The 25,754-nt window shown below is 45.3% G+C and carries 28 protein-coding genes and 1 riboswitch; of the genes, 15 read left to right on the top strand and 13 right to left on the bottom strand.

Going from position 1 to position 25,754, the window contains the following annotated elements:
* Positions 1–49 precede the first annotated feature (49 nt).
* On the top strand, positions 50–2,386 hold the full coding sequence (locus tag F384_RS26760; protein ID WP_052747017.1) for an HAD-IC family P-type ATPase: 2,337 nt from the start codon (positions 50–52) through the stop codon (positions 2,384–2,386).
* 63 nt (positions 2,387–2,449) lie between these two features.
* Here the strand turns inward: F384_RS26760 and F384_RS26755 are convergent, their stop codons facing one another.
* From F384_RS26755 to F384_RS26740, 4 genes are all read right to left on the bottom strand, one after another.
* Entirely contained in the window at positions 2,450–3,970 is a 1,521-nt protein-coding gene (locus tag F384_RS26755) for a MutS-related protein (protein ID WP_046499035.1), read from the bottom strand.
* Positions 3,967–5,505: a MutS-related protein gene (locus F384_RS26750; protein WP_046499031.1), complete on the bottom strand. Its 1,539-nt coding sequence runs from the start codon at positions 5,503–5,505 to the stop codon at positions 3,967–3,969. Before F384_RS26750 ends, F384_RS26755 begins: the two co-directional genes overlap by 4 nt.
* 238 nt (positions 5,506–5,743) lie before the next feature.
* Complete coding sequence (locus F384_RS26745; RefSeq protein ID WP_052747016.1) at positions 5,744–6,163, bottom strand: universal stress protein; 420 nt, start codon at positions 6,161–6,163, stop codon at positions 5,744–5,746.
* Positions 6,164–6,214: 51 nt separating this feature from the next.
* The gene (locus tag F384_RS26740) at positions 6,215–7,414 is read right to left on the bottom strand and encodes a cation:proton antiporter (protein ID WP_046499028.1); all 1,200 of its coding nucleotides are present in this window, start codon (positions 7,412–7,414) and stop codon (positions 6,215–6,217) included.
* Positions 7,415–7,538: 124 nt separating this feature from the next.
* Positions 7,539–7,599: riboswitch (Fluoride riboswitch) on the bottom strand.
* A 525-nt stretch (positions 7,600–8,124) separates the two neighbouring features.
* Between F384_RS26740 and F384_RS26735 the strand changes: the two genes are divergently transcribed.
* Together F384_RS26735 and F384_RS26725 are read left to right on the top strand one after the other, a co-directional pair.
* Positions 8,125–8,307, top strand: a complete 183-nt coding sequence (locus F384_RS26735) for a hypothetical protein (protein WP_046499024.1) — start codon at positions 8,125–8,127, stop codon at positions 8,305–8,307.
* 447 nt (positions 8,308–8,754) lie between these two features.
* Positions 8,755–9,171, top strand: a complete 417-nt coding sequence (locus F384_RS26725; protein ID WP_046499020.1) for a hypothetical protein — start codon at positions 8,755–8,757, stop codon at positions 9,169–9,171.
* Between the two features lie 52 nt (positions 9,172–9,223).
* On the opposite strand, the gene F384_RS26720 is transcribed toward F384_RS26725, so the two are convergent.
* Both F384_RS26720 and F384_RS26715 read right to left on the bottom strand, forming a co-directional pair.
* On the bottom strand, positions 9,224–9,445 hold the full coding sequence (locus F384_RS26720) for a hypothetical protein (RefSeq protein WP_046499017.1): 222 nt from the start codon (positions 9,443–9,445) through the stop codon (positions 9,224–9,226).
* 266 nt (positions 9,446–9,711) lie between these two features.
* The gene (locus tag F384_RS26715; RefSeq protein ID WP_046499506.1) at positions 9,712–10,218 is read right to left on the bottom strand and encodes a hypothetical protein; all 507 of its coding nucleotides are present in this window, start codon (positions 10,216–10,218) and stop codon (positions 9,712–9,714) included.
* A 160-nt stretch (positions 10,219–10,378) separates the two neighbouring features.
* Here F384_RS26715 and F384_RS26710 point away from each other — a divergent pair, with 160 nt between their 5' ends.
* The 3 genes from F384_RS26710 (at position 10,379) to F384_RS26700 (ending at position 12,303) form a co-directional block, all read left to right on the top strand.
* On the top strand, positions 10,379–10,777 hold the full coding sequence (locus F384_RS26710; protein WP_046499014.1) for a hypothetical protein: 399 nt from the start codon (positions 10,379–10,381) through the stop codon (positions 10,775–10,777).
* A 111-nt stretch (positions 10,778–10,888) separates the two neighbouring features.
* The gene (locus F384_RS26705) at positions 10,889–12,079 is read left to right on the top strand and encodes a hypothetical protein (protein WP_046499011.1); all 1,191 of its coding nucleotides are present in this window, start codon (positions 10,889–10,891) and stop codon (positions 12,077–12,079) included.
* A gap of 35 nt (positions 12,080–12,114) precedes the next feature.
* Positions 12,115–12,303: a hypothetical protein gene (locus F384_RS26700; RefSeq protein ID WP_020996185.1), complete on the top strand. Its 189-nt coding sequence runs from the start codon at positions 12,115–12,117 to the stop codon at positions 12,301–12,303.
* Positions 12,304–12,344: 41 nt separating this feature from the next.
* Here F384_RS26700 and F384_RS26695 read toward each other — a convergent pair whose 3' ends face one another.
* From F384_RS26695 to F384_RS30090, 3 genes are read right to left on the bottom strand one after another with little or no spacing between them, the layout of a single operon-like run.
* Positions 12,345–13,325 (bottom strand): hypothetical protein, encoded by a 981-nt coding sequence (locus F384_RS26695; RefSeq protein ID WP_046499005.1) that lies wholly within the window; start codon positions 13,323–13,325, stop codon positions 12,345–12,347.
* Between the two features lie 25 nt (positions 13,326–13,350).
* Positions 13,351–14,310, bottom strand: coding sequence for a toxic anion resistance protein (locus tag F384_RS26690; protein WP_226991693.1), 960 nt, complete (start codon positions 14,308–14,310; stop codon positions 13,351–13,353).
* On the bottom strand, positions 14,234–14,794 hold the full coding sequence (locus F384_RS30090) for a hypothetical protein (RefSeq protein WP_193388329.1): 561 nt from the start codon (positions 14,792–14,794) through the stop codon (positions 14,234–14,236). Before F384_RS30090 ends, F384_RS26690 begins: the two co-directional genes overlap by 77 nt.
* A gap of 170 nt (positions 14,795–14,964) precedes the next feature.
* Here F384_RS30090 and F384_RS26680 point away from each other — a divergent pair, with 170 nt between their 5' ends.
* From F384_RS26680 to F384_RS30255, 7 genes are all read left to right on the top strand, one after another.
* Positions 14,965–15,381 carry a hypothetical protein gene (locus tag F384_RS26680; protein ID WP_046498999.1) on the top strand — a complete coding sequence of 139 codons (417 nt, stop codon included), beginning with the start codon at positions 14,965–14,967 and terminating at the stop codon, positions 15,379–15,381.
* Positions 15,382–15,385: 4 nt separating this feature from the next.
* Positions 15,386–16,114 carry a signal peptidase I gene (gene lepB, locus F384_RS26675; RefSeq protein ID WP_046498998.1) on the top strand — a complete coding sequence of 243 codons (729 nt, stop codon included), beginning with the start codon at positions 15,386–15,388 and terminating at the stop codon, positions 16,112–16,114.
* Positions 16,115–16,120: 6 nt separating this feature from the next.
* Entirely contained in the window at positions 16,121–16,756 is a 636-nt protein-coding gene (locus tag F384_RS26670) for a hypothetical protein (RefSeq protein WP_046498995.1), read from the top strand.
* On the top strand, positions 16,753–17,061 hold the full coding sequence (locus F384_RS26665) for a hypothetical protein (RefSeq protein ID WP_046498992.1): 309 nt from the start codon (positions 16,753–16,755) through the stop codon (positions 17,059–17,061). The genes F384_RS26670 and F384_RS26665 overlap by 4 nt, the downstream gene beginning before the upstream one ends.
* A gap of 459 nt (positions 17,062–17,520) precedes the next feature.
* Positions 17,521–18,600, top strand: coding sequence for a restriction endonuclease (locus F384_RS26655; RefSeq protein ID WP_046499500.1), 1,080 nt, complete (start codon positions 17,521–17,523; stop codon positions 18,598–18,600).
* Positions 18,601–18,832: 232 nt separating this feature from the next.
* Positions 18,833–20,197: a hypothetical protein gene (locus F384_RS26650; protein WP_046498985.1), complete on the top strand. Its 1,365-nt coding sequence runs from the start codon at positions 18,833–18,835 to the stop codon at positions 20,195–20,197.
* A gap of 58 nt (positions 20,198–20,255) precedes the next feature.
* A complete protein-coding gene (locus F384_RS30255; protein ID WP_193388328.1) occupies positions 20,256–20,948 on the top strand; it encodes a hypothetical protein in 693 nt (230 codons plus the stop codon).
* A 35-nt stretch (positions 20,949–20,983) separates the two neighbouring features.
* On the opposite strand, the gene F384_RS26640 is transcribed toward F384_RS30255, so the two are convergent.
* Positions 20,984–21,553, bottom strand: coding sequence for a phospholipase D family protein (locus tag F384_RS26640; protein WP_080950112.1), 570 nt, complete (start codon positions 21,551–21,553; stop codon positions 20,984–20,986).
* Positions 21,554–21,814: 261 nt separating this feature from the next.
* Here F384_RS26640 and traA point away from each other — a divergent pair, with 261 nt between their 5' ends.
* Positions 21,815–22,150: a TraA family conjugative transfer protein gene (traA, locus tag F384_RS26635; protein WP_008786660.1), complete on the top strand. Its 336-nt coding sequence runs from the start codon at positions 21,815–21,817 to the stop codon at positions 22,148–22,150.
* Between the two features lie 48 nt (positions 22,151–22,198).
* Here traA and F384_RS26630 read toward each other — a convergent pair whose 3' ends face one another.
* Entirely contained in the window at positions 22,199–22,486 is a 288-nt protein-coding gene (locus F384_RS26630) for a DUF1294 domain-containing protein (RefSeq protein ID WP_046498981.1), read from the bottom strand.
* 176 nt (positions 22,487–22,662) lie between these two features.
* Here F384_RS26630 and F384_RS26625 point away from each other — a divergent pair, with 176 nt between their 5' ends.
* Positions 22,663–24,138: a 3'-5' exonuclease gene (locus tag F384_RS26625; RefSeq protein ID WP_046498978.1), complete on the top strand. Its 1,476-nt coding sequence runs from the start codon at positions 22,663–22,665 to the stop codon at positions 24,136–24,138.
* A gap of 38 nt (positions 24,139–24,176) precedes the next feature.
* Here F384_RS26625 and F384_RS26620 read toward each other — a convergent pair whose 3' ends face one another.
* Together F384_RS26620 and F384_RS26615 are read right to left on the bottom strand one after the other, a co-directional pair.
* A complete protein-coding gene (locus tag F384_RS26620) occupies positions 24,177–25,076 on the bottom strand; it encodes a DsbA family protein (RefSeq protein ID WP_046498976.1) in 900 nt (299 codons plus the stop codon).
* Between the two features lie 23 nt (positions 25,077–25,099).
* Entirely contained in the window at positions 25,100–25,669 is a 570-nt protein-coding gene (locus tag F384_RS26615) for a hypothetical protein (RefSeq protein WP_046498972.1), read from the bottom strand.
* Positions 25,670–25,754: the final 85 nt, after the last annotated feature.

Here is a 25,754-nt window from a genome sequence, read left to right as displayed (position 1 = left end):
ATAGCAACACGCCTGACCCGTCGGGTCAGGTTTTTCCGGAGAAGGATGTATGGAGATGCCCCCTGAGAATAACGTGAAGGGACTTTCCGAAGCCGAGGTGCGGGCCAGGCTGGCGCAATATGGCTACAACGAAGTGCGTGAACAGCCTCCGGGCCAGTTGCGTGCGATCCTCAAACGTCTGTGGGGCCCCATACCCTGGATGCTCGAAATTGCGCTGGTACTCGAAGTGGCTCTGGGGAAGACGATCGAACCCGCCATCATTGCAGGGTGGCTCGCTTTCAGTGCGATCCTTGGCGGCATTCAGGAACGGCGGGCACAGTCAGCACTTGACCTGCTGCGCACCCGGCTGAAAGTCAATGCCAGTGTATGTCGTGATGGCACCTGGCGACTGATACCGGCCCGGGAGCTTGTCCCCGGTGATAGTATCGCCTTAACAGCGGGGGACCTGGTCCCTGCCGATTGTATGATTGATGAGGGAACTGTGGATGTTGACCAGGCGGCCCTGACCGGGGAGTCAACCCCGGAGTCACGCAACGAGGGGGATACTCTCTATTCAGGATCGACGATTGCGCGCGGAAAGGTGACAGGAACCGTCACCGCCACAGGTACCCGAAGCTACTTTGGACGTACGGCAGAGCTGGTACGAACGGCCAGCTCTGCCAGCCATCTTGAACAGCTTCTGTTCGCTGTTGTGCGCTATCTTGTGACCATTGATGCCATGCTTGCGGTCATTCTGGCCGTTGTTGCACTCTGGCGCGGTGAAGATTTGTTGCCCCTTGTCCCCTTCTTCCTTGTTCTCATTATTGCGACCGTCCCGGTGACAATGCCGGCAGCCTTTATGGTCGCCAATGCAGTAGAAGCCCGAAGGCTGGCGAATCAGGGGGTACTTGTCACCGGCCTGTCGGCGGTACAGGAAGCGGCAACCATGGATGTGCTGTGTATCGACAAGACCGGTACACTGACCAGAAACCAGCAGTCAGTTGCCGGCATAACGGCGCTTCCGGGAGAGAATGAGGACGAGGTTCTGGCCTGGGCTGCCGCGGCCTGTGACGAAACGACACAGGGGCAACTTGAGATGGAGATTCTGGATGCGCTACGACGCCGGGGGGGAATACCGCATATCCGAGAGCAATTCATCCCGTTCGATCCTGCCACGAAACTTTCCGAAGCCCGTGTGCGTTCAGACAATGACGGATTATCCGTTCACATCATTCTGGGTTCACCAGTTGTTGTTGCCTTACTCGCCGAATCTCCTCCTGAGTTCACCACGATCCAGCAGGCCATGGCGGCATCCGGCGCCAGGATCCTGGCAGTCGCAACCGGCACCGACGGCCATCTCCGTATTCGCGGGTTGCTGGCACTAGCCGATGCACTACGTGATGATGCCGCAGCCCTCGTCAGGGATATTCGGGCACTGGGTATCAGGATAATCATGGTCACCGGTGATACGGTTGATACCGCCAGAGTTATCAGCCGCCAGGCAGGGCTCGGTGACCGCTTCGGCGATGCGGTCAGGGATCTGCAGACACCTCTCCGCTTTGATGGTTTTGCTAACTTCTATCCGGAAGAAAAAGTTCGTCTGGTGCGGTCCCTGCAACAGACGGGCTGTATAGTCGGCATGACGGGGGATGGTGTGAATGATGCGCCGGCACTGAAACAAGCTGAAGTGGGCATTGCCGTACAGACAGCGTCTGACGTGGCAAAAGCTGCTGCTCAGGTGGTGTTGACCCACCCCGGATTAGACGGTGTTGCCGCCGTCGTATCGGGGGGCCGCCGCGTTTTTCGCCGCATGCTGACCTGGACAATAACAAAAATAGCCCGGACCGTTGAGCTGGCGGCCCTGCTGACCATCGGCTATATCGCGACAGGATTCTTCGTCACACCACTGGTTCTGATTGCCGTGATTGTGGTTCTCAATGATGTGGTGACAATCACGCTGGCGACAGACCGATCGTGGATTACTTCATCACCAGAAAGATGGAACGTTGGTGACATTGCCCGGCTGGGAGGTGTCCTGGCCGCAGGCTGGCTGGTTCTGGCATTCATGATCCTGTGGTTCGTCCTTACCCGGTTGCAGCTTCCCGTCCCGCAAATCCAGGCCCTGATGTTCGCCTATCTGATGTATACGGCCCAGATGACGATTTATCTTTCACGAACGCCGGGCCGCTGCTGGTCACTCCGTCCGGGCCGGTTTGTTGTGTTGGCCACGGTGGGCAATATCATCATTGCCACCGTACTGGCTGCCGGTGGTTTCCTTATGACGCCGGTCTCACTGACACTGCTGGTCATCATGTTTGCTCTGGTTTTGCTGGCCACCCTGCTGCTCGATCAGATCAAAATATGGCTCTTTGCCAGAAGACCTGTTGAGGACTTACCGAAAAGCTGAACACAGATTACATCCGTTCACCATATCCGAATAGTTATCACCGATCGGACTATGACGGGGCACTCAGCCGCTTTCAGCGGATTGTGCCGGAGGCGTGAAGACCTCCCGATAGAGGTCTTCACCATAGCTGGTATCCAGTGGCGCCCCTTCCGTAATACGGAACGTTCTTTCGCCATCCTCACGCCTTTCCGCGCACAGATAAACCGTATCCTGGTGATACTCCTGATAAAATGCGCAGGCAAATTCCGAGGTGTGTGTGACGAAAAACAGCTTCACATGACGTTCTGCCAGCGCGGTCACTATCCCCCTGATAATGCCTGCTCCTTCCCGGCTGTTAGTGGCGGAAAACGATTCATTAAACAGCACCAGATCATCCGGCTTCAGTTCGCTGACGATATCCCGCATACGTCTGAGCTCTTCATCAAGCTTTCCTCTGACCATATGGCTGTCTTCTTCACATTTATAATGGGTAAAAATATTCCGGCAGATATCGGCACTGAAACATTCTGCAGACACAAACATCCCCGTCTGCATCATGATCTGGGCCAGACCGATGCTGCGTAAGAACGTCGATTTTCCTCCCTGGTTAGCCCCGGTAATAATAAAGGTGTTTTTATTATCCGCTTTCAGGGTATTGCTGATGATGGTATCCGGAGAAGTCAGCGCCAGACAGGTATCAAATAATGCATCAAAGACCAGATAGCGCTCCCTTTTGTAGATCGGAACCGGAAAACACTGTGGCACATTCCGGTGATTCAGCACCTCAGCAAGATTCAGGCAGGCGATATAGAAACCCAGCTCAGCACGCAGCGCGCGAAAGAAATTGAGCAGATGTGCTGTAGACTGGGCCATTGCGCTGGCAACCAGCACCAGTCCCTCATCCTGCAGGTCGCTGAGTGCCCGGAACCCGTTTTCATCCCGCGGAGCAATCTGTACCGTATAATGTTCCGGTTTGCGGGAAAACAGACGCCGGAACCAGTTTCTGTTCTCCGCGGCAGGCTGGCGTAGCACATAGCCCTCCCCCCGGTTTCCCGCCCCCAGTCTGGCGCTCAGCAATACCCCTTTTTTAAATGTCATCTGCCTGAGGTGTTCCTCGATTACCTCAAGATATTCATCATTCAGCTCCTGCATAATCATGACAAACAGGCGTTCCATGCCGGGTGAGGCGACATGAAGAAGGTTTTTTTCCGCAATTCCCCTGACCTTACGTAAATTGTCCAACAGAAAACGGGTGAACGAAATGGACTGATGAAGAATGGCGGAAGGATACCGCCCGAAAACACCGTAATGGAGTTTTTCCTTTTCCATTAACAGGCAATCCACCACAACTTTATAAAATTCTCCGAAAATTTCAGGATTGTAGAGACAATCGCGCAGGATAGCCTGCCGGTATTCAATATCCTGTACCTCGGTCAATGGTTGTGAACACGCTTTTCTTACCACCGAATACAGAAAATCATCCCCGCCGGAAAGCGCCTGAAAGAGGACCTCCAGTTCCAGATCTTTAGTCAGAAGGGTAAAGTGGGCAGGAAATGATTCATCTACGATAAAATCATCATGTTTATACATCAGGTATGCTTTCATCCGTTTAACCCCGCTTTTATTTTTTCGTAGGTCAGTCCATATTTCTGCACCAGGGTGACCGACCATGCCACGCCATCAGCAGGTTTCCTGATAACTTTATAGGTCCGGGAGGCCTCATTATCCTCTTCCACCGTACTCATCATGCTGACGACTGACGTATCCAGTGCCGTCAGTTCATCTATAAACGTCACGCAGATACAAATGGCATCCAGCGCGATGACCTTTTCAATGACCCGGGTACCCAGATAAATCGCATCGTGTGAGGTTGTAGAGGTGAATATCTCATTCATAATGATGAGGCTGCGGGCAGTGGATTTATCCAGTATGGTTTTAATTCTCACCAAATCGTCATACAGTTTTCCACGTAAATTATGAATATTTTCATTTTTTTCAAAGTGGGTAAAAATATTATCAACCAGATACAGCGTTGCCTGTTGCGCGGGAACGTATAACCCCAGTAGGGCAAAATAGTGTAACTGTCCGACCATTCTGGCAAACGTGGTTTTCCCGCCCTGGTTAGGCCCGGAAATCACTAAAATACGCTCTCTCCCGTGGAGATAAAAATCATTACAGATAACCGGCACCTGCTTATTAAGCAGACTGTCAGCAAGCGCCAGATCAAAGGCCGACGTGACCGTAATATCTTTTCTTTCGCGATTAACCTCAGGAATACAAAACGTTAACCCTGCCACCTGAAACTGGCGGATATAATGGATACTGGCAAGATAAAACTGAACCTCTCGCTCAAAGACCTTCAGCGTATGTTCCTGATAATCAGAGTGAGCTTCAATGAAGGCATCAAGCCCTGCGAAAACAGCAGGGAAAAGTTTCGCCACACAGTCCAGAATTCTGGCCTCAAGATTATTCATGATGCCATCATGACTCCTGAAATCGACGTCAACCTGGACATCATGCTGTTTAAATCGGGAAAAGACCCGTAATACTTCATGACTGTAATTTATCTCATCCGCATAATGTTCCACGCTGATGGTGTCACCTTTGATCCTCAGACTGTAGCGGATATCTTCAAGTTGATTTCTGATGGTCTGAGCAACGGTAGATAAATCAGTAAATCCATCACTGTTGATATATTCAGACAGATAATTTCTGAAATTCGTCATCCCGCAGGACGTAAGTGACAGGGTTTCCAGCCGCTCATGCAATACGGTCACAGCACGGCAGTACAGCAAAACACACTCCAGCTCCCATCGCCGTTGCTGGTAGTGGTAGTAGCGGTTCTCCTTTCGCGAACCAATCTCCCTTATTTTCTGCATTGTCGTTGAATATTCAACCAGGGCATTGTAGAGGTCGTCTTTAGCCACATCCTGAATAACTCCCTGACGGTAGTAAATATCGTCAGGGTATTCCAGTGGAGTATAAAAGAATGGAGAGATATCATACTCCTCCCGACCTTTGACAATCGCCGTCACAACTTTATCAAGATTCAAATCAACAAAGCATTCAGGCTGCCGGGTATTTATTTTATGTTTTCTGTTTTCATCAAGCGTCGCGAACAATATGCTGATAAAGTTCATAATCCCTCCGGAATGACTTTCCTGATAATTTAGTTTAATAACGGACCCTCGTGTATATATCACCGGGCCGTCCTGCTATACTCATCTCCATACAATGAATGGAGATCATCATGGATTATGTCTTAATCGTATTCGCTCTCATGATTCTGGCCCTTATATGTGTATTTGCTTTCGCATTATGGTCGCAACATCGTGTGGCGAGAAAAAAACATAAAAAGTAATTAATTTCTTCAGGCCGTTATTTTCTGACCACAGTGACCGGACACAGGGCATGGTCAACGACCTGGCGGGCAACGGATCCCAGCAGCCAGCGAGAAAACAACGTTTTGCCACGGTGACCGACCACGATATGATCGATACTGTGTGTATCAGCATAACGAAGTATTTGTTCGGCGGGATGGCCCATTGCCACATGGAATTTGGTCTCTTTTTTCAGCTCAGGATACTGTTTTTTCAGATTCCGCATCATCTGGTTAAAGTAGGATTGTGTCCGGCTGACAAAATCCTGCATCTCCACCTCGCCACCAAACTCCGGCAGCTGGCATACGGCAATAACGTACAATTCACTGTTATAATGACGGGCAAGTTCAGACGCAAAACTCATCGCCTCTTTTGCGGGATCAGAGCCATCATAGGCAACCAGTATTCGGTTCATCATGATTATTTCCTCTTCTACGTAACGGACACTGAACATCGACAGTTGCGAACATTATTCCCCTTTATTCACCCCTTCATCCGTCACACGCCGGGTGTTGTCGTTTTCCGGCAGTAAGTGGCGTGGTAAGAAAAATGCATTTGCTATCAGCGTCGGAAGCACGGCGCTGCCGATCACCGCAGCGACCAGCGATGAGTACTGCGCCTCATTTATCAGGTGATGCGACAGGCCAAACAGTGCCGAAATCGTGCCGAAGGTCAGCCCGGTGGACATCAGCAATGTGGTGTACATACTTTCCTGATGGGAAGATCCATACCAGCGGCACACCGGATAGACTCCGGCAAGCTTGGTGAGCATTTTGACCAACAGCAGGATCAAAAAAGCACCAGGTGCGCCGGTCAGTGCCGGAAGAGAAACCAGCGAGCCCGCCCGGATAAAATAAAACGGCGTCAGCAGGCCGAACGTCAGCGTCCTGAGACGACGTATCAGCGCATGGTCCTTACCGACGGTTCCCGCCAGCACCATCCCGATAAGATACGCTGGCAGTACCGCCTCACTGTCAGCCCAGGTGGCCAGTCCACCGAGGGCGAACAGACATAACATTAAAAACTTGGCTTCCAGTTCGGAAGGCCGATCGCCAAAGCGCTTGAAGAAACGGGGGGTAAGCCAGGGAAGGAGAAAAGCCACCACCACCATGGCGCCGGTAAATGCGACGGATCTGAACGTAAAGGGGGCGAAAATTAGTCCCAGAGCAATAACGGTCGCCAGATCGGTGACAAAGCAGGCGGCAAGGACCGTTTTCCCGTATCCGGAGGTATTGAACCCAAGCTCCAGCATCACGGCATACACCACCGCGACCGATGTCGTGGACATGGCGATCCCGGCCAGCCAGCTGGCTTCGGGCGTCCATCCCAGACACCATCTGGCCAGTGCAGCACAGAGGAGAAACGGCAGGAAAAAACTGATCAGCCCAATAATCAGCGCCTGTTTCCACTGTTTTCGGAAAACGCCCGGGTCGAGTTCCGCTCCGGCAAGGAAAGTCAGCAGTATTGCGCCTGCACCGGATAAAAACTGCACCCAGCTGGCATCTCCGGCCAGTATGCTGGCACCTAACAGGGCACCAATAATGAGCTGCGCAATGGTGCCCACTACAATTTCGGAGAGCGCTGTCGCGATACGCAGGTATATGGACAGGATGGTGGCGATTAATGCGAGACCCAGCCACAGTGCAGCCTGGAACCAGATTTCAGTCATATAAACTCCCGATGGTAACCGGTGGTTTGCAGAACTGACAGGCAATGAAAGGGGCCAGAAAAGGTAAGCGGCATATTGGCTCCTACACAATGCAACTTCTCACCCGCAACGGGGTGAACAGTCAGAATGTGTAGGCATCATCAGCCGGAAGGCGGTTAGAGGAGAATGCCATCTCCTGTAAAAACCCTAGCAAGAAATACTACTGTTTGCCAGCAGTTGAAGACAGGGTTTGAATAATGTTTGTCAGATATGCTTCTGCTGACTGTGACAAACACCCTCACCTCCTGCTAAAGAGGATGCAACAGGTACAAAAATCAAAATAGCCCTAAAAGCGGCTATTTGGTGCTAGTTCATGAAGTATATTTCTAGTAAAACGGTTTTTAATGATAAAAACGGTGAAAGAACAATAATTACCAGCACTATCATCCGTGAACTAGGTTTGTGCTTAACATAAGTTAAATGCTGTATGCATATACAGTACTTCTTAACTTTAAACATACTATAAAAGCAGTTCCGCTACTATCTACTCTTCATTCGTTACTTATGAAATCCAACTTCATGGCTGTATGTCATCACAACCTCGTTCGATCGTACTGAGACAAGTCATTTCACTGGAAATGAAGAAGAATATATAATAGTTCTAGGCGATGGGCACTATCAGGACATTTTAACAGAGTTATTTAAACACATAGACGATAATGGAGAGCAAGATGAAGATATTTGATATGACTATGTTGACATCCTTTTTTGGCGATGACATTTACAAATTCCTAGATAAAAATTTAGGGAATGATGCATATTATGTCGGTTTGATTATATTAGCCTCACTGTGGATTACCGGGGCCACAATGATATCAATTATGTTCTCAGGAAATAAAAATAAAATTCGGTGATCGAATGACTCAGCAAAGGAATGACATCACTAAAATTTCCAACGCATTCATAACCTTAATGAATGCAGCTGAAAAAAGTGTCTTTCACTCAAAATCAATGCAGATTCATGGCCTTCAGTTAGTAGATGAGTTATACATCCGTGCCCAGACAGGAAAGATGTCATACCTCGGTTCGCCGGTACTTATAGTCGCTACCATTTCAATGAAGAGCCCAGGCAAGGGATTTTTCAAAGAGTTACTCTCGAAATTAAAAGAAACCGCTGAGACCAATAAATGCATCTTGAAGATTGAGAACGTCATTAACACCGAACTTAGGGAGTTTCTTATCCGAGAAGGGTTTTCATTTCCTGGTGAACGGTGGATGTGCGGTTCGGGTTATTGGGCTCCCTCTTCACTTGGGCTCAATGACCACTTATCCACCCTCCCCGTCTAACATGAGGCAGTACAATGTTTATAGCCAGTGAAGTTGCTTATGTTTGCGAGCTATTACATAAATATGATGCACTGCCACTCGAATGTGATGGTCATTCTATGGTTGTAAGTAGCCTGCTAGATAGATTCTGTATACCGCACCAGCGCATCGTTGGAGAAGTGACGTTGGCTGGATCTGGCCAGATAATTCGGCCTCATCTGTGGATAAAGTATGACGAATACATAATAGATTACCGCCTACGCATGTGGGCAAGGCAAACCGCAGATAATGTTTGTCTAGTACCTCATGGCATCTTTATCGAAGATAAATGCCATGCAACTTACACTGTTCATAGCATTGCCAGGAAAACCGTAATACCAGACAAGGTGATTGATTTAATGACTGATGGAATATGGTCTAAAATTCTCCACGATATCACTCATAAAAATTAAGATGGCTTAGAGTGGGATGCATAAGTTGTTCACAAAAAATGAGTCTCAAAACTCAGAGCAAAGACGATTTTTTCCAAGCACCAATCCTTGAGAAAATTTGTTTCTCTACTGCCTCAAGCTGATTCATTAAAAGATGATAATCAGGAACTTCAGCACCAATGTTCCCTTCCCATTTCTGAGTCAAATCACTAACCTTCCCTTTTAATGTTGAAAGGAGAGTAAGCTGTTTTTTTGCGAATACTATCTCTTCCTGATGTATGTTTTTCTTTGCCATTGTAGGTTCCAAATCCATGCTGATTTAGGTTAGGAGATTGCATTTTATTAACAATATTTTTATTGATTGTAAACAAATATCTCAATGGAATAGCATGAAATAAAGTCATAGAGACCACTATTCCTTGTAGTATCAGCATGATAGGAAGCAAGCAGAGGATTTGAAAAGCAGTCGGTCATCCTGAACAAAAAGATATTTTAAACCAAACAAAAAAACCATCACTGTTAAGCGATGGTTGATGATTTCAATATGCAATTATTTAATAATCAGACAAAATAACCAGGGTTTTTAATCAAATCACTTTGTTGCGTACTATGTGCCATTTCAACAAATTCAGACACGCTTATAATTTCATTGAGTGTGGTGATTGCGAATAATCGTAAAGAACACTCTTTACTACCTTTATTTGGATAGATATTCAGGAAAAAATTAAATTTTTGACCAACCGAACAAATAGGTGAAACCGCAGCATATGATTGTGTCTGTCTGAGGTAATGAGTAAAACATTGTGCAAGAACAAGACCCTCTTCAACCGTTAACGACCTGGACGTCTGAACCTTTAATAAATTTACAAGGTTATCCAGGGCGGTCTGAAGAGGAATAAGCTCATTTTGAGGAACCTCCAAAAAATCAGCTATAACAATACCAAGCAACTGACTTTGATCGTTCATGAAATTATGGATGTAAAGAAAGTGTGAGTCACTGAATCGTTCAGCAGCATCATACTTAAAATTCCACTCATTCATAACTGCACTGTATTTCTGGTTATTCATGGTTAGCTCCTCTTTATATAAAAAAAGATTAACGCAACCCTCGCGGCTGACGAAATTCCTAGACCCGATAATTTCGCCCCCTATTGCGGGCATAAAAAATTGTCTCGCTACGGTCTGTCTGGCAGAATTCCCTGAAACCGATTTGCGATAAGTAACCCTGATGAAAAACCTCATAAATGATGTTGCAACTGAAGCACGGGCATTACTGAACGGTATCTTGGCTGACTGTGATACCGATGACACCACGGGCACTTGCCTCTTTGCCAGTCTGCTATTGGCTCGCCTGGCACATAGCAAAGGGTTGCTAGCTGTGATTAGAGGGGGCGATGGGAAAGCTGACGGTGGATTATTTACTATACATGGCGGGTACGGGCATTACTGGTGCGAAATCTCTATTAACGATGAACTCCACATTGTTGATATATCGGCTGATCAGTTTGGCTTCGAAGGAGTGATCGTTAAGAGCATCAATGAGGCAGAAGGCTGGCCACGTTACATCCCAGGGAACCAGGATGTCGTAAATGCAGGAGTTGAGGAGCTCTTCAACCACGGATATTAAATGGTAGATCTTAGTGCGATTTATACACCTCAAAACGCCCCCATTCTTGATTCAAGAATTATTGCTTAACACGTAATATCAGAAATATTTAGTTCACTCTAAGGCAAGTGAATGAAGAAAAAATCATCGTCATGGTCACCAGCTGAAGATCTGAAGCTTGTAAAGGGGCTAAAGGAGGGTTACTCGTTTGCAGCGCTTACGTCCGTTCTTGGATACAATCAAAGGATAATTCAGCTAAGGTGTATCGAGCTGGATTTATACGTACTCGAAAGAGAAAATCTCTCTGAGCCTAGCGAAATTACCCTCAAGCCTAACTCTTCAATCAGAGTACCACCGGCTGCGGCAGCTTCAGGCATAACTCTTAAAACCCTGCTGGATAATGGATGGGTAGCACACTGCATCAATGGTGAAAATGTCCTGTACTCTCCAGACTGGTGGCGCACAAGAAACACTTGCCTGCTAGCACCGGAAGATGAGGATACAGGCCAGCCACATCAGAAAAAATCTTCACACCTCATTATCGGTAAACCGTGGACTCCTGACGATACTCGGGCCTTACTTAAGGCGATACAAAATGGTATCAGTAAAACAGCACTTACCGAACTTACCTTAAGAAGCCATCAATCAACTCTTCAGCAACTTATAGAGCTTGGGATGATTACTGTGGGCGCTGAAGACGATTCATCGAGTACGGTTATATGGTTAAATAAAAAAATAAGTTCTGCAAAATTATCAAAGAAACGTTTTCTTGAAGTCCTGCCACTAATCGAATTCGGCTGGTACATTGATGGATTCGACCTTAGCGCCCCAGATTGGTGGAGCAAGCATCGAGTGCTTAATGAAATTATCTATGAAGCCGTAGCAGATAAAACCATTTCAAGTTACCCGGCCAGAACTGACATTGGTTGTGATAGTGAAAAATCACAACAAAATAAGGAAAGTTCAGTGCCTGAACGGAACCAAAGAGACCCACAAAAACCAGCCAAATGGGTACGTGGAAACTATAAGTTTTTAATTACACTTATATCTGAGCATCGTGCAATAGAAGTGATTGCCAAGAAAATGAATAGGACAGATGGCGCGATCAGGTCACGCCTACAGCATATCGGTATGACGCGTTACGAGAAACCCACAAAACCAGGTGAAAAAGGAAGTGTTATTAAAGCCACATCAATTTCTATAGATACCTTCAGAAACCAACCTTTTTTTGTGAAGAGATTACTCATAGAGACTGGATGGTCTGAAAAGAACAATGAACTGCATTGCCCGGTCTGGTGGAGCAATTACCCACACAACGTTTAACGGGCTTAGTCTCGAACTCTACCCTGGAGAAGTATATGTTTGATTATTTTAACAGACCATTTGACACTTTCGACTGGGTGCTGATTATAGGATGCGGAATCCTTTTTGTCGGGCACATTATCTGGAAAGTTTTCTTCAGCGATGAAGGCCGTAGGAAAATTGACAATGAAGCCCCTCCTCCTATCATGACTCAGAAAGTAGATGATGAGACGGATGCAAAATAAGCAAACTATAGTAAAGAAAGCGCCTTCAGGGCGCTTTTCTTTTAGTACGTGAGATGCTTTTTGTTTGATTCTATCAAATAACTTAGCTTACGGTAATTTTTGACTGTTATGAATAAAAGAGCTAAGGATAATGATATGAATACAAGAAATACGGTAGTTGTTGTTTTTATAATGCTTTTGACATTATGTTTTTTCGTATCATATTCAGTTTTCCAGGCTGAATATGGGTTTGATGTGAGAATGCCAGCATTTACACCAATATCATATAGACTATAATCTATTGGGTTATAAAGCTGTGTATCAAACAAATTAGTTCCATCTGCAACCTCATCGTCTTTATGTTCAGGCATTAGCAATAACAAATTTCCAGGATGACGTTTATAAACGCCATCGTGATCTCGCTCAGTGGCCATGATGACCCCTCTCAGTAACAAGCCATCAATCTCACCTAGTTTTTTTACACTGGTTAATTTTGACATAGAAAGTACTTCTTCTACGGATTTTTTTACATTCTCCCCTTTTTCTCCATATATTTCATACAATGATGGTAAATCACCTGTTTGTATAGCAGAGCTTACTTTTTCAGAGTAATACGTGTACCTATCAGACTCGGAATCATAAAGCGTTCGAAAAACTGAAAAGCCGGTGGTTACAACTACAAGGGCGAAGAACAATTCGATATTGAAACCATCACCTTTAATCAGTGACCATGCAATTGCAAACATGGTTATCAATGATGTTATTACACTGGCGTATAGAGCCATGTCGGAACCAAGTGATTCAAAGATATCTGAAGTAACCACACCAAATCCATTAGCACTCAGAACCTTACTAATATCAGTTGAAACCTGGGCAACCTGTCCATCTATAGAAATATCCGTTGGAATACAAAACCACAATATGAGCAATATAACGGCAAAGAGTAAGGATAAAGCTATCGAAAGATAAATAATTCTATCGCGCTTACATCTTAATACCCTTTCTACCTCATCAAATGGATTGCTTTGCCTGATTTTTGCCATAGAACCTCCTACAAATTTGTAGTCATTATTTAGAAGACAGTTCCTGCGCAATCATAAAACGTTTCTCCTTCCATTGCGCTGCGCGTGTTTCAAGCTGGACATGTTGTGTTTTGGCACGGTCGTGGATTTTTTTAATTTCTCGTCCGGCCTCATTGATCTGATTTGATATGTAATCAATTGTCTCAACATCATACACTGTACGATTAGCTGTTTTTGCTACACGGATACTACTCTCTTTTACCAACAAAGCTTGACGTCTGGCTTGTTGATTTACAGAATCACCAATTGCCTGAATCAGTAATGAGCTTTTGTCACTTCTTTCGGCCTGGTCAATTATAAGATGGCTACGTTTAGAAGATGGTATCGTTACTTTAATAATAGTTTCAAACTGGTCTACCATCGAAAGGTTATTGAACTTCATCATTTTCATCATCTTCAGGTCTTCAAATGCCTTTTGTTGTTCTGTGATCATGTCATTTCGACGTTTGGTTATGAGGGCGATTTGATGTTCGATATTCATTGCTTCCATGCTCAGCATGGTATTATCAGGTTGAGTTTTTAGTTCCTTACGAATAGAAACCTGAACTGTTTGTAACTTCTCCAGAAGGTAATAAGCAGCTACAATGTTAACCCCTGTACTTTTTACACTCGTTAAGGCTTGCTCATACATTCCATCAATATTTTTATTCATTTCAAACAACCCTTCAGATATGCTTTCTATATCCGAAGTTAAAATATCGATTTGTCCTTTAACTGAATCAAATCTTGACATTGCACTAAAATGAATGCCGATGGCTTTCATTATGAAAGGCCCAACATACGGTATCCGTGACAGTTTCTTTTGAAGATAACTTGGTTCGACTGCATTACTGACTTCACGAGCCAGTGCAACAATCTCATTCAGAGTCTCACCCTTCTTGCCCTGAGAAGTTGTTAATTCTGATCCGTAGCCTGTTAATTGCCATATACTCATTGCTTGTGACATTGTAGTCACTCTCGTTCTTATCTTTCAGATATGACTCGACAGCATCTATGAAAATCTCCAGTTGATGAATATCTTGCGCATAGATTGCCTCCAGACCTTTTGTGATCTCAGCATGAGAGATTAGCATTTTGAAATGATCTGGTATGCGTTCACATAGTTTCATGACTACTTTGCTATAAATATCTAACTGGAATTTCCGCAAAATTTCCGAACCGGTTAAATAATCGAACACCCGACGAAAAAGATTCTTTTTTCCCGGTGAGAAATTGGCTTCCGTTTTGGTCATTGCGTCGATAAGCTCGTAAATTTCACCTAAGAGCCCCTTTTCAATATCACTCATCTTAACTGCTTCATCGATAGACATTTCATGCCCATTGATGTTGAGGACACATTTCTGATTTGAAATAAGCTCTGGCCCGAATCTATCGTAGCTCAATGGGTCTTTGACAAAGGCTTCTACCATCTTAATGGCATCACTGCTCATTTCCATTCTCCGCAAATTACGATAGAAAAAATCTACCATGTTCTTTTCAACTCACGAAATTACTGACCACTTTACGTCTGTTTTTCGGGGTCGTTTTGCTTTCAAAAAAAGTCGGAGAAAATTTGTCTGTCTATAAGATGGAGTAATCAAACATAGCTATGGTGGATTGCATGGTTAAATTTATACCCATTATGGTGGTAGCGGGCAGAACGCAGGCCAGATCTATTGCCAGACTGTTACAGGATTCAGTTCTGGTTTGGTCATTATGGAGCTGGTTCCACGCAATCATTCCATTCTATGTGCCTTTAGCGGTAGCCATTATCATATGCACAATAGATGCACGTGTGGGTTATAAAACATTTTTCAAGCCGTTAATTTACATTAAAGCTAGAAGTTTTAATGTCTCTACAGAAAAACCTACAGTTCAGCTCCAGTACTCATTAGCCGGTGGCCAGGAGAACCAATTTTTCACTTTAGCCAGAAAAACCACCAGCATCCATTTTGTTTACCTTTTCACCTGTTATGTGTACCTGTCTTTGGCTAAATCACTCTCCAAATACGCAAAAGTAATTCAGCGTGGTATATGACACCATGAAACCGTTAATTTTTGTTTTTATCATCTCTGTGCTTTATCTCGCTTACCAGCTGTTAAGGTCTCGTCGTCCAAAGCATTGGTTGATAGTTTCCTCCTCCTTATCGCTGGCAGTTATTCTGTCCTTTCAGTTTCTGGGGGGAGTATTCCTGATCCCTACAGAATCTATGTCACCAACTATAAAACCTGGAGATTTGGTTATTGCTCAGCGTGTAGGAGGTTTATTCGATCATCGCGCTGTTCAGCGTGGGGACGTACTCGTTTTTAACGCTCCATCCGTTCCTGGGGTTTACTACGTCAAACGCGTATTGGGTATTCCTGGCGATACCGTCACATACAACGAAGATAAAGTCTTCTCGATAAACGGTAAACAAAACGGTAGCCTGATTAAAAAAGATGCTTTTACAACTCAATACCAGGCAGAGACCGACACTGCCGGGCAAAGTTATATCTTCGAGACCGATAATCGTATCGGCTACGTACAAACGGGGAAAAAATGGATTATTCCCGAAGGATATTACTTTATGGTCGGTGACAACCGAGACCACTCGCTTGATTCCCGTTACTGGGACAATCCCCCTGGTACACCCAAAAACCTCAGAGGTCTCATCCATCACGAAAGTCTCGTAGGGAGAGTGAATTTCAAGATAGTCAATTTAGGCTTTCTGGCGCGTGGCGATTCAGGAGACCGTTCTATTAAACAACGACAGCAGCCGCAACAAAGGTAATCAGTCATGATGATCGAAACCTTTTACAGAACCGATGATATGAAGGTCAGAAGCACTTACGAGGAGGTGCTGTCTGCCTACCAATTGTGGTTCAGGTTAACAAATCAGCTCTGTAAAGATGAGGGATTCGAAGGTTTTACTGCTCATGATTTTTGTGTGCCTGATTTGTTTCTACGTTCAGTCGAATGTCATATCCAGCGGGTGTCTGGTTTCCGTCAATTCAAAGAGCAATGCTTAATTAGCCCCGACAACACTATTCCGTTTGCCCTAAGAACAGACCATGAGCATGGCTCTGCGCTATTCAATAAGTTTAATGGTATATCGAAAGCTGCATTGACATCGCTGGGTATTGATCCAATTCGCTTTGGTAACCCACCATTCGGTTTTGCGAAGGCTGTATTTTTGATTCTGAATATTCACCATGAAGCAAAATTAAATGGATTAGTTGGGTACAGCCAGTTGTGGGCTCTTGAAAACCAGCTCGACGAAATTCTTTTTGTTTGTTCCCTACCCGTTGTAGGCTGCGGGAGGATTCCATTTTATGAGACTCCGGCCATCCCCCCTTACTGGCTACCTATCACGGGAACTGAAGCCATCGACCTCTTTAATACGCACAACACCAAAATGAGGAAGAGAGGATGAAATCTATAACGATTGTTCTTTTATGCTTCCTTACCCTGGGTTGTGGAAGTCGGGATGCATTACCAGCTCCGGCAACTAAGGCTATAAATACCCTTCAAGATGCGATGGCAACTCTTACTAATGCTGGTCTATGGAATGAAAACGAGCTTTCTGGTGCTGAATTTCTTGAAAACAGTGACAGGAGCATGATAGTCGCTAACTTAACGAGCGTTCCTTGCAGAATGGTGTTCAGTTACGTCAAGACTTCAATTCACCCTTATTGGATGCCGAGCCAAATTGCTTGTGAGGAAGATGATAAGAATTAACTAAATTCACTGTTGTGCTTCGTCAATCGCTACACGGTGGTATCCTGTTATACAGGCCAGTAATGTGTATGAGGAAACCATGAACTCTCTACTCCAGCGTGTTGTGATTTACGCCATTGTGATTCTGATATGTAGTGTTTATTGCGTCCTGTACTTTGTACCAATCACTTCCATAAAGACGATCAACGCCATTGGCATTGCGAACTTAGTGGTTCTGGCGTTACTCACATGGTTGTTAGTAAGACCACGTTTGTTCCGATTGTGGAGTGGGTATCTTGTACTGTCAGCAATCTATTTAGGTGCGATATACCCTGATTATCCATATGTTGAAGAAATCATCGTTTATACATTTGCCCTGATCTGTTTATCAGTCATGGCATACGATGTAATCATTGATAACTGTAATGGGATACTGAGGCGCACCTTCCTTAGAATTAATTCTGAATGAATGGTGACCATATGGTTTTCAGAAAATTGGCAGCAAAAGGAATGTCCCGAAGTGCCAAATTCCAGTGGTGCTTTTTTCTTGTAACGTCATTAGTCTTATACTTTCTCCATGATGGCCCGTTAGTCATTGCGGGCCTCTTTATTACGCAATTATCTCTCCAGATGACCCTGACCCGTACAGGTAGGGAAGTCTCCGGCGTGATTTTTAATATCCAGTCATGGAGAAACAGTGGAGCTAGCCAGAAAACCTATTTATTCCGATGGTATATCGGATTCCCGATCTCATGCTTGTTATATATTCTTTCTCTGACTAATTATGTATACATACCAGGCGATTTGTATTACCAGTTTATTGCAAGCAGCACTGATAACCTTGCCCTCGTAATGACTCGCTTTGCTGTGGGTGTAAGCAATATACTCCCCGACATCCTTCGTGGCACATCTTTAACCTTTGCGATAATGATGTTTGTAGGAACATTGCTTAAAACTGTTCAACTTGCTGAAGTACGGCGAATTTACTCTTCTATTCAGGATGCAAATGATGCTCAAAATATCCTCTCGAATATGTCGTGGGAGCAATTTGAAAAGATTATAAGACTGCATTTCGAGCTCAACGGCTACAAGGCCACTCTGACCAATACAGGAGCTGACGGCGGAGTCGACATTCTGCTGCATAAAGGTGGCCACCGCGAAATGGTACAGTGCAAACTGTGGAAAACCAGCAAGGTTGGTGTATCAGTAGTCCGTGAAATTTATGGTGTGGTGCAAGCCGATGCATATGAGCGGGGCTATATCATAACCTCCGGGTTCTTCACTCAGGATGCATGGACATTCGCTCTCAGCGCAAACGTTAAAGGAACATTATCACTTATCGATGGTTCCAGACTTCTGAAAATCATCAAAGATAAAGACATCCCCACCCCTCCCCCTGAGATAATTAATGTTGTTCCAGGTGAGAATGAAATAAACGATCCGAATGCCATACCTAACTGTCCCCGCTGCCATAGCAAAATGGTTAGAAGAATGTCGAACGGTAATTATTTCTATGGTTGTTCGGTTTATCCCATTTGCAAGGGAACTCGTAACTACTAGAAATCAATCTTCAAGAAAACCATCTCATTTTGCGGTCGTTTTCTGGCCGCAAAATTTCGAGAGCTTACTCCATCAAGATATAATCCGTTTATTATCGCGAGAGCATATTTTCCTAATCATTTCCGGGGCAACCATCTCACGCGATTATGGGGCTTTCCATATCATGCTCACTTTCATATACACCGTGAGTTGGGGCTTCGGCCAGAACGAATAGTGATCAACGAGGTTTTCAATGACGAGTGAAAAACGTGGCACAAGTGCTGAATACGGCCAGGAGAAATTACGCGAACGCGCCGCGCAGAATGCTGGAGATGATACTCCCAGCGTTAAGGCGCGAATTTCCAAAAAAACCTTGGGTATCCTGGTTGCCGGTCTCTTTGCGGTAGGCACATTAGGTGCATTTATTTCAATGCATGGTAAGCCAGACAAAGAACCGAACCTATCTATCGTCGAAGTTGCTAAGAGCGGGATTAGCGTTAACCCTGATATTGCAAAGCAACATGCTATCGATGCGGATGACGATGACCTTGATACCGGTGATACTGGGCCTCAGCCGACACTGACACTTCCTGTCGCAAATAATGAACAGGAACCTGCATCAGTCACTCCTGATGAAGAGAAACGTGAACCTGCTGTCACAAAGCAAGATAGCGCCGGTGTTTCACCTCCATCGCCTGATAACCTTGGCGATCAGATGCTAAAAATGGCCACAACCACGTCACCAGCTAACCCGGATGCAAATTCACCAGTTGCTTCTAAGTCGGCTCCTTCTACGCAGTCATTGGTTGACTCAATTAAGGCGGAACCTGGATTTACTGACGGTAGTGAGGTTTCACAAAACGCAGAACTACCCGGAACTGTTGAGGTGACTCCTGCCCAGGAAATCGCACAAAAAGCACTATCTGGGGCCACAAGTGAAGCACCGGCTTCTTCTCCAGCTACAGCTCCTGCTCCTGCTCCTGCTCCTGCTCCTGCTCCAGCAGAACCAAGTCAACACGCTGTGGCGCAGATCAACCCGGTTCTAACACCTCCATCTCCTACAAATCGAGAAGTTGTAGGCGTTGAAAACACCGCCAAAGATACTTCTGGCCATCAAATTGACCCCGCTGAGTTCGGTTATACAGAACCCGCTAACACTGCGGCTACTTCTGACTATAAAGCTGCATCAAATGGCTATACAGCCCAACAATTTGTAGTTCAGGAGAAGAATACCCTTACTGGTGCTGACCTGGACTATAGTGGTCATTTTAAATCGGTTGAATACAACTCGCAGGGACAAAACACGGTATTCGTTTATTCAACCTTTTCATCAAAAGTATTCCTGTTACCATCGAAAGGTAAGGTCAATGTATACCTTTCTGATACAAAAGGTTGGTCAGTATCACTCCTCCCAGGAAATATTCTGCGGGTACAGCGATCAGAGAATAAAGGGGCTTGGACGCAGGCAACCGACCTCTTTGTACTCAATGGCGATAACGCCTACTCATTGATTCTACAGGCAGTCGGTGATCCTGATAAACGAACCGATTCCCTCAAATTCACGAAAAAGGAACTTTCTAAACAAACGGACAAGCTGGCAAAGAAATCCAAAGCCTGACTGTTGATTTGAAATTACGAGCGCATCTTTGGTGCGCTTTTTTTTCGGGAGGAGTTACATGACAGATTCATGCATCGACGGCTTAAGGCTGGTTTCCACCAGTTACCAAATTGGTTTTCCCTGGAATGAATGGTCAGAGTCGAAATCCTACATCGTATGCCGAGCCCTGGTAGACCAGGGCGTGGTTGCAGGAACGGCCACTATAGGGACACGTCGAAAAATGGTCAAAGAACGCATCAATCCAGGAGATCGTGGGATATACCAGATAACTGAAACGCAGTATGGCTGGATAGCACTTAACGGAGGGGGTGTGCTCGATCCTTGCGGCTTTCTTGGTAAGCCATTATCCGGCCCGGAACCCCAGTTTTGCATCCTTGAGAATGATGAGTGCTATATCAGGGGTATAAATCCCGTTCAGTGCCCCAGAACTCACTTACCTGAGCATCTTGTCAGTGATGAGTTATTCCCACTAACACGCGGTGTTATGCGCGATACATGCAGCCGCCTGCTGGGGTACAGGTTGCATATACAGGGATTGACTATGTCCGAGGCAGCATACCTTCTGTCAAGACCACTTACCGATTTTGACCGGTACAGCCGCCTGGTGTATGAATACTTTATTAAAATGGGGCTAAGCAGCATGATGCCATTAAGCAACATCAAACTGCTGCATCCGAATTTAGCCCGTAAAGGATGGCGTTCATTTTATAACGACCTTGATATGGACGAGCTTCACGTATTTCTGAAATGAGAAAAACAGGGTTCACCCAGAACCCTGAAAGTAATTCAATAATTAGGTATGTAATCCACACCACCAGCCCAACGCGATTCCCAGTGGGCCAGATACTGCGCTGTGACATCCGGGACGTTATAGAGAACAAGGCTGTTTTCACTATTTTTCATAGCTGAACTGGAATAATTAAAACTCCCGGTCTCAACAGATACCTGGTCGATACACAAATACTTATCATGGTGCAGAAGAAATTGATCATTCGTCCGTACCGGGATGCCCGCGTTAGCCACGGCATTCATAGCCGATACGGCATATCGGTTTTTATTTTGCTCTTTGTCGACTACGATCCTGACATCTACACCCCTTCGGTGAGCATTAACTAATGCTTTCGCAATTACGGGTGACGTAAATGAGTATGCCCCCATACGGATTTCCTGCTGAGCTGAATTGATCAGATCCAGTATGGCTTTCTGTGCAGACCCTTCAGGCGAAAATCCGACAACGACTCTCACACCTTCAGACGGTAGCATCACGTCAGTGGGGCTATCAGCGTGAGCTGTATTTGAACAAAACAATAATGCCAATGATGTCAGCGAACTAACCAATACCTCTGATTTTAACATATCAACCTCGTTTAAATGTGACACTAGTAAAGTTGGTTTTCTTACTCTAAAAGAAGATTTCATTTAGAATTACAGGTATTTTAATAGACACGGATAAATGTCACCTTATATCTCGCATTGCTATTGTATAACGCCTCGCTTTAATCATGAAAATAAACCAAACAATATTTATATTAAAATGGTTCTCAGCTCAAACCCGTTAAATAGCTGGAGAACATCCAAAGATCGAAATTATTAAAACTCGTTATTAAGGATGTTTAAATGAACGCTATCAAATTCGAGAAATTTAAAACTCCGCTGGTGATCACCGGCATTCTGATTCTGGCCATTGTAACCGCTCATGCTTCTGGTTCGACCCAGGAAGGTTTTGACGATGTATGGATCAAAATCTCTGATTACATGCAGGGTTCTCTGGGTAAGGTACTGATCGGTCTTATCGTTCTGGTGGGCCTCGCAGCTGCCGTTGTACGTCAGAGTCTGATGTCACTGGCGGTTGCTGTTGGTGGTGCGATCTCCCTGTACTACTCCCCGGACATTATCAATGGCATGATGGCCGCATCCCATGCGGTGCAAACCACGTTACCGACATTCATGTAGCCGACATGGATGAAAAAAGAACCGGCTCAGGCCGGTTTTTTTACATCTTTATATTTTATTTCCCGCCCATAGAAAATTCCATAATCCAATGTAAAGAACTATCCAGACCGCTACGATGACCCGGAACCGGCGTTGGTAAGCACTGCGTGTTTTGTGTTTAAACATCCGTTGAGCGATGAAACAACCGGGCCAACCTCCGAGCAAAATGAGCGCATCTAGCGTTAATTCATCCACACGGTACTCACCAGCAGTCGCAGCTTTTTTATCTTTGTAATACACATAAATCGATATCAGACTCCAGATTGACATCCAGACAAAGGACGATAAATAAAACATAGTTCACCTCCTGTTGAGGGGTCGCAGTAATTGTTTGATGCCTCTATATTATTGTATTACTCAATACCAGATAAATTTGTAACCTAAAAAATGGGTACAAATCGACCCCATTTTTAAATCATCCGCTGCGGGCTAAAAGGTACTATTAAGCGAAATCTAACATAAAGGTAATTCTGATGCCGGTAACTGATGAACAGAACGTGATCATTGGCTTCAAACCCACGCCTGGCAGTATTGTTTCAGTACAGGCATACGCAGGGTCTGGTAAGACCTTTACACTAAAAGAATTCGCAGACGCAAACCCTTCACTCAAAATACTCTATATCGTCTTTAATAAAGCGATTAAGGACGATGCAAAAAAGAAATTTCCCAAAAACGTCGAGTGCAAAACATCTCATGGTTTAGCCGCAGCTCGCTACAAGCACTTTGCTCATAAATACAGACAATTTATATCCGTGAGCGAATACCGCGCTATGATGGATGAAGAGGACTGGAGAGTGGTTAAGCTTGCAATAAACGGGCTTACCCATTTTATGAATTCAGATGAACACGATATTACCACCGAACACGTACTTAAAGATTTAAGTAAGGCCGATAAAATATCTCAAAGCAAGCTGGATCAAGCGCTACGTGCAGCAAAACGTACATGGCAAATGCAATCTGATCCGCTCAACGATGCCTATTGCTCACCGAATACCATCCTCAAGTTGTTCCAGCTATCGAACCCAGCCCTTGACCAGTTTTACAATGTCATTCTCTTCGACGAATCGCAGGATGCAAATCCGGTAACGATCGATATCGTTCTGAGAAACAACTGCTGCAAAGTCTTTGTCGGCGACCAGCACCAGGTGATTAACCGGTGGCGCGGCGCAGAAAACGCCCTTGAGGTTGTTGAGGGCCACGGGGCTCAGGTTATGCGCCTGACTAAATCCTTTCGGTTTGGGCCTCTTGTTGCAGCCCTGGCCAACGTTGTGCTGTCAATGAAGGGAGAAACTTTCCCCCTGGTAGGCCTGGGTAGTCTTGATGCTATCGTTGAACCAGCTGCGATACTGGATCAAAAGTTTTACGCCATCATCAGCCGTACCTACATGGGAGTCATACAATCTGCCTACGAGGCGATTATGTTGGGTAAGCGGGTGATGTGGAACGGAGGTATATCCAAATACCGTCTCGATGAGCTCCTCGATTTACACGCGCTGAAAACAGGCAACATTGCCGCTATTAAAAATAACCGTATCGCTATGGAATACGGTAACTGGGCAAATTTTTATGAGATCGCGGAAACCACTAAGGACGTGGACATGGTGCGGGCTATTAAGCTAATGGAAGTGTATGCTGATATCCCCGGGATGGTTGAGACCATGAGGATGAATGAAGCCAAAACAGAAAAGGAAGCTGACCTACTCGTTACCACGGCCCATACATCGAAGGGAAAGGAATTTGACCATGTCATTATCAATGACGACTTCCCATCCATTATAGAAGCAGTTGTGATGAAGAAGCCTCGGGAAGTAATTATTGATGAGTTAAATCTGCTGTACGTAACCATTACCAGAACGAAGAAATCAGTAAACATCAATACTTCATTAATGGAGTTATTAGAAGAATACCGAAGTCGTATTGATCGAAATGTTTCAGTGGTGATAATTTGAAAAAGAGCCCTGGTTTAATTCAGGGCTCTTTTTTATTTCTATTTTTCTGGTTGGGACGGTGAGGTTTCGCCCGATGTGTCTTTCTGAGAATCGGTAACCATAGCCTGGATCACTTCAACGAATTTTGAGAAGGGTTGTGCGCCTACAACAGACACTTCTTTACCGGTGACATTATCACGCACAATCGTTGTTGGTGTACCATCAACACCGGCAACTGAACCGGCCTCCATATCCTGCTTAATGCGCTTAATCACTTCAGTACTGCCCATACAGGTATCATACTTCGCCTGGTCTACCTCAAACAGTGCTGGGATACTGTCCGCATCCTTAAAACCTTTACCGTTCGTTTCAGTATGGTTAAACCAGTAATCAGTAACGGCCCAGAAAGCACTCGGCCCTTTCTGCTCCGCAATACACTCAGCAACAGCTGCGGCCTTCGATGCAACCGGCTCATGGAATGACATTGGGTAGTGACGCCACTCCCAGTTTACGGCCCCGGCTGTCGCGGTATCAACGATATACTTCGGTGTTTCTTTGAAGCGCTTACAGAATGGACACTCCAGATCTTCATAGTTGATCAGCGAAAACCGAGCGCCCGGCTCGCCATAGATATAACGGCCATCAGTATTTTTATTTGCTTTGTCCCAGCCTTTATAGAGTGCCTTTCGTTCTTCAGCGAGCTTTTGGTCGGCGATAGACTTGAGAGCATCTTTTACTTCATCCTGAAGATTTCCCTTTGCTCCCGATTGAGCCACGGGATTCGTGGCCAGCGATGTGCTCATTTTATCCAGCAGTTGATTGGTCATCACCTGGGTCTTGTACGTGATAAAACTAATTACCATCAACCAGATCATTCCGATTACAACAACGATTCCCCCGGCCCAGGCAAAAACCGATTTATTTCCAGAACTGCACTTTTCGTTTCTCTGCTTATCCATTGTACCCTCGCGTTTTAGATGGATTAGGACTTAGGTTGTTGGTTATCGATCTGCATCTGAATTCGATATTTCCGCAGCTCTTCCGGTTCTCCACTGGAAAGCACACTTAATTCGTGGGCACTTAACCGATAACCAGGTGTTGAGCAGTATTTATCTTTGATGCGGAGGTATTCGGCCCTGCCGGCGTTCTGTGTGTTATTAGGAAGGAGAAAGGTATTTTCCCCGCAAAATGCTGGGGTCTGGGTGAACGTGCCACGCGGCCCATTGGCATACTTTGTATTAGCCACTGAAGTGAGCAAGACCTGGGTGTAATTGTCATGAGCCACATATCGCTTCCCTGATGGGTCATTGATTGCATACGGACTCACGAGCGTGTGCTCATACCCTGGGTAACGTATCGCCGCGCCACCGCGTTCAGTACTACGCCAGGATTCTGAGTACTGATACTGGTAAGGGTACTCGGCCCTGGCCGGAAGATTGCGCGTTTCGTCGAGGTAAGTACGTTGAGGTTTACCTGACCCACTGCAACCGCTGGTGATTACGCCGGTAATAACCACCAGCAGGGGATAAACAATTTTATTAGCCAATTTCATCGCTTAGTCTCCAATTGGATAGCAACGTCATTATCTTAATTTCCTGCCCTTGACGTTATGTTTTATGAAGACAAAACGTCGTCAT

Source organism: Citrobacter amalonaticus Y19 (genome assembly GCF_000981805.1).
In the GTDB taxonomy this organism is placed as follows: Bacteria; Pseudomonadota; Gammaproteobacteria; order Enterobacterales; family Enterobacteriaceae; genus Citrobacter_A; species Citrobacter_A amalonaticus_C.
This window is presented reverse-complemented; position numbering and strand designations above follow the sequence as displayed.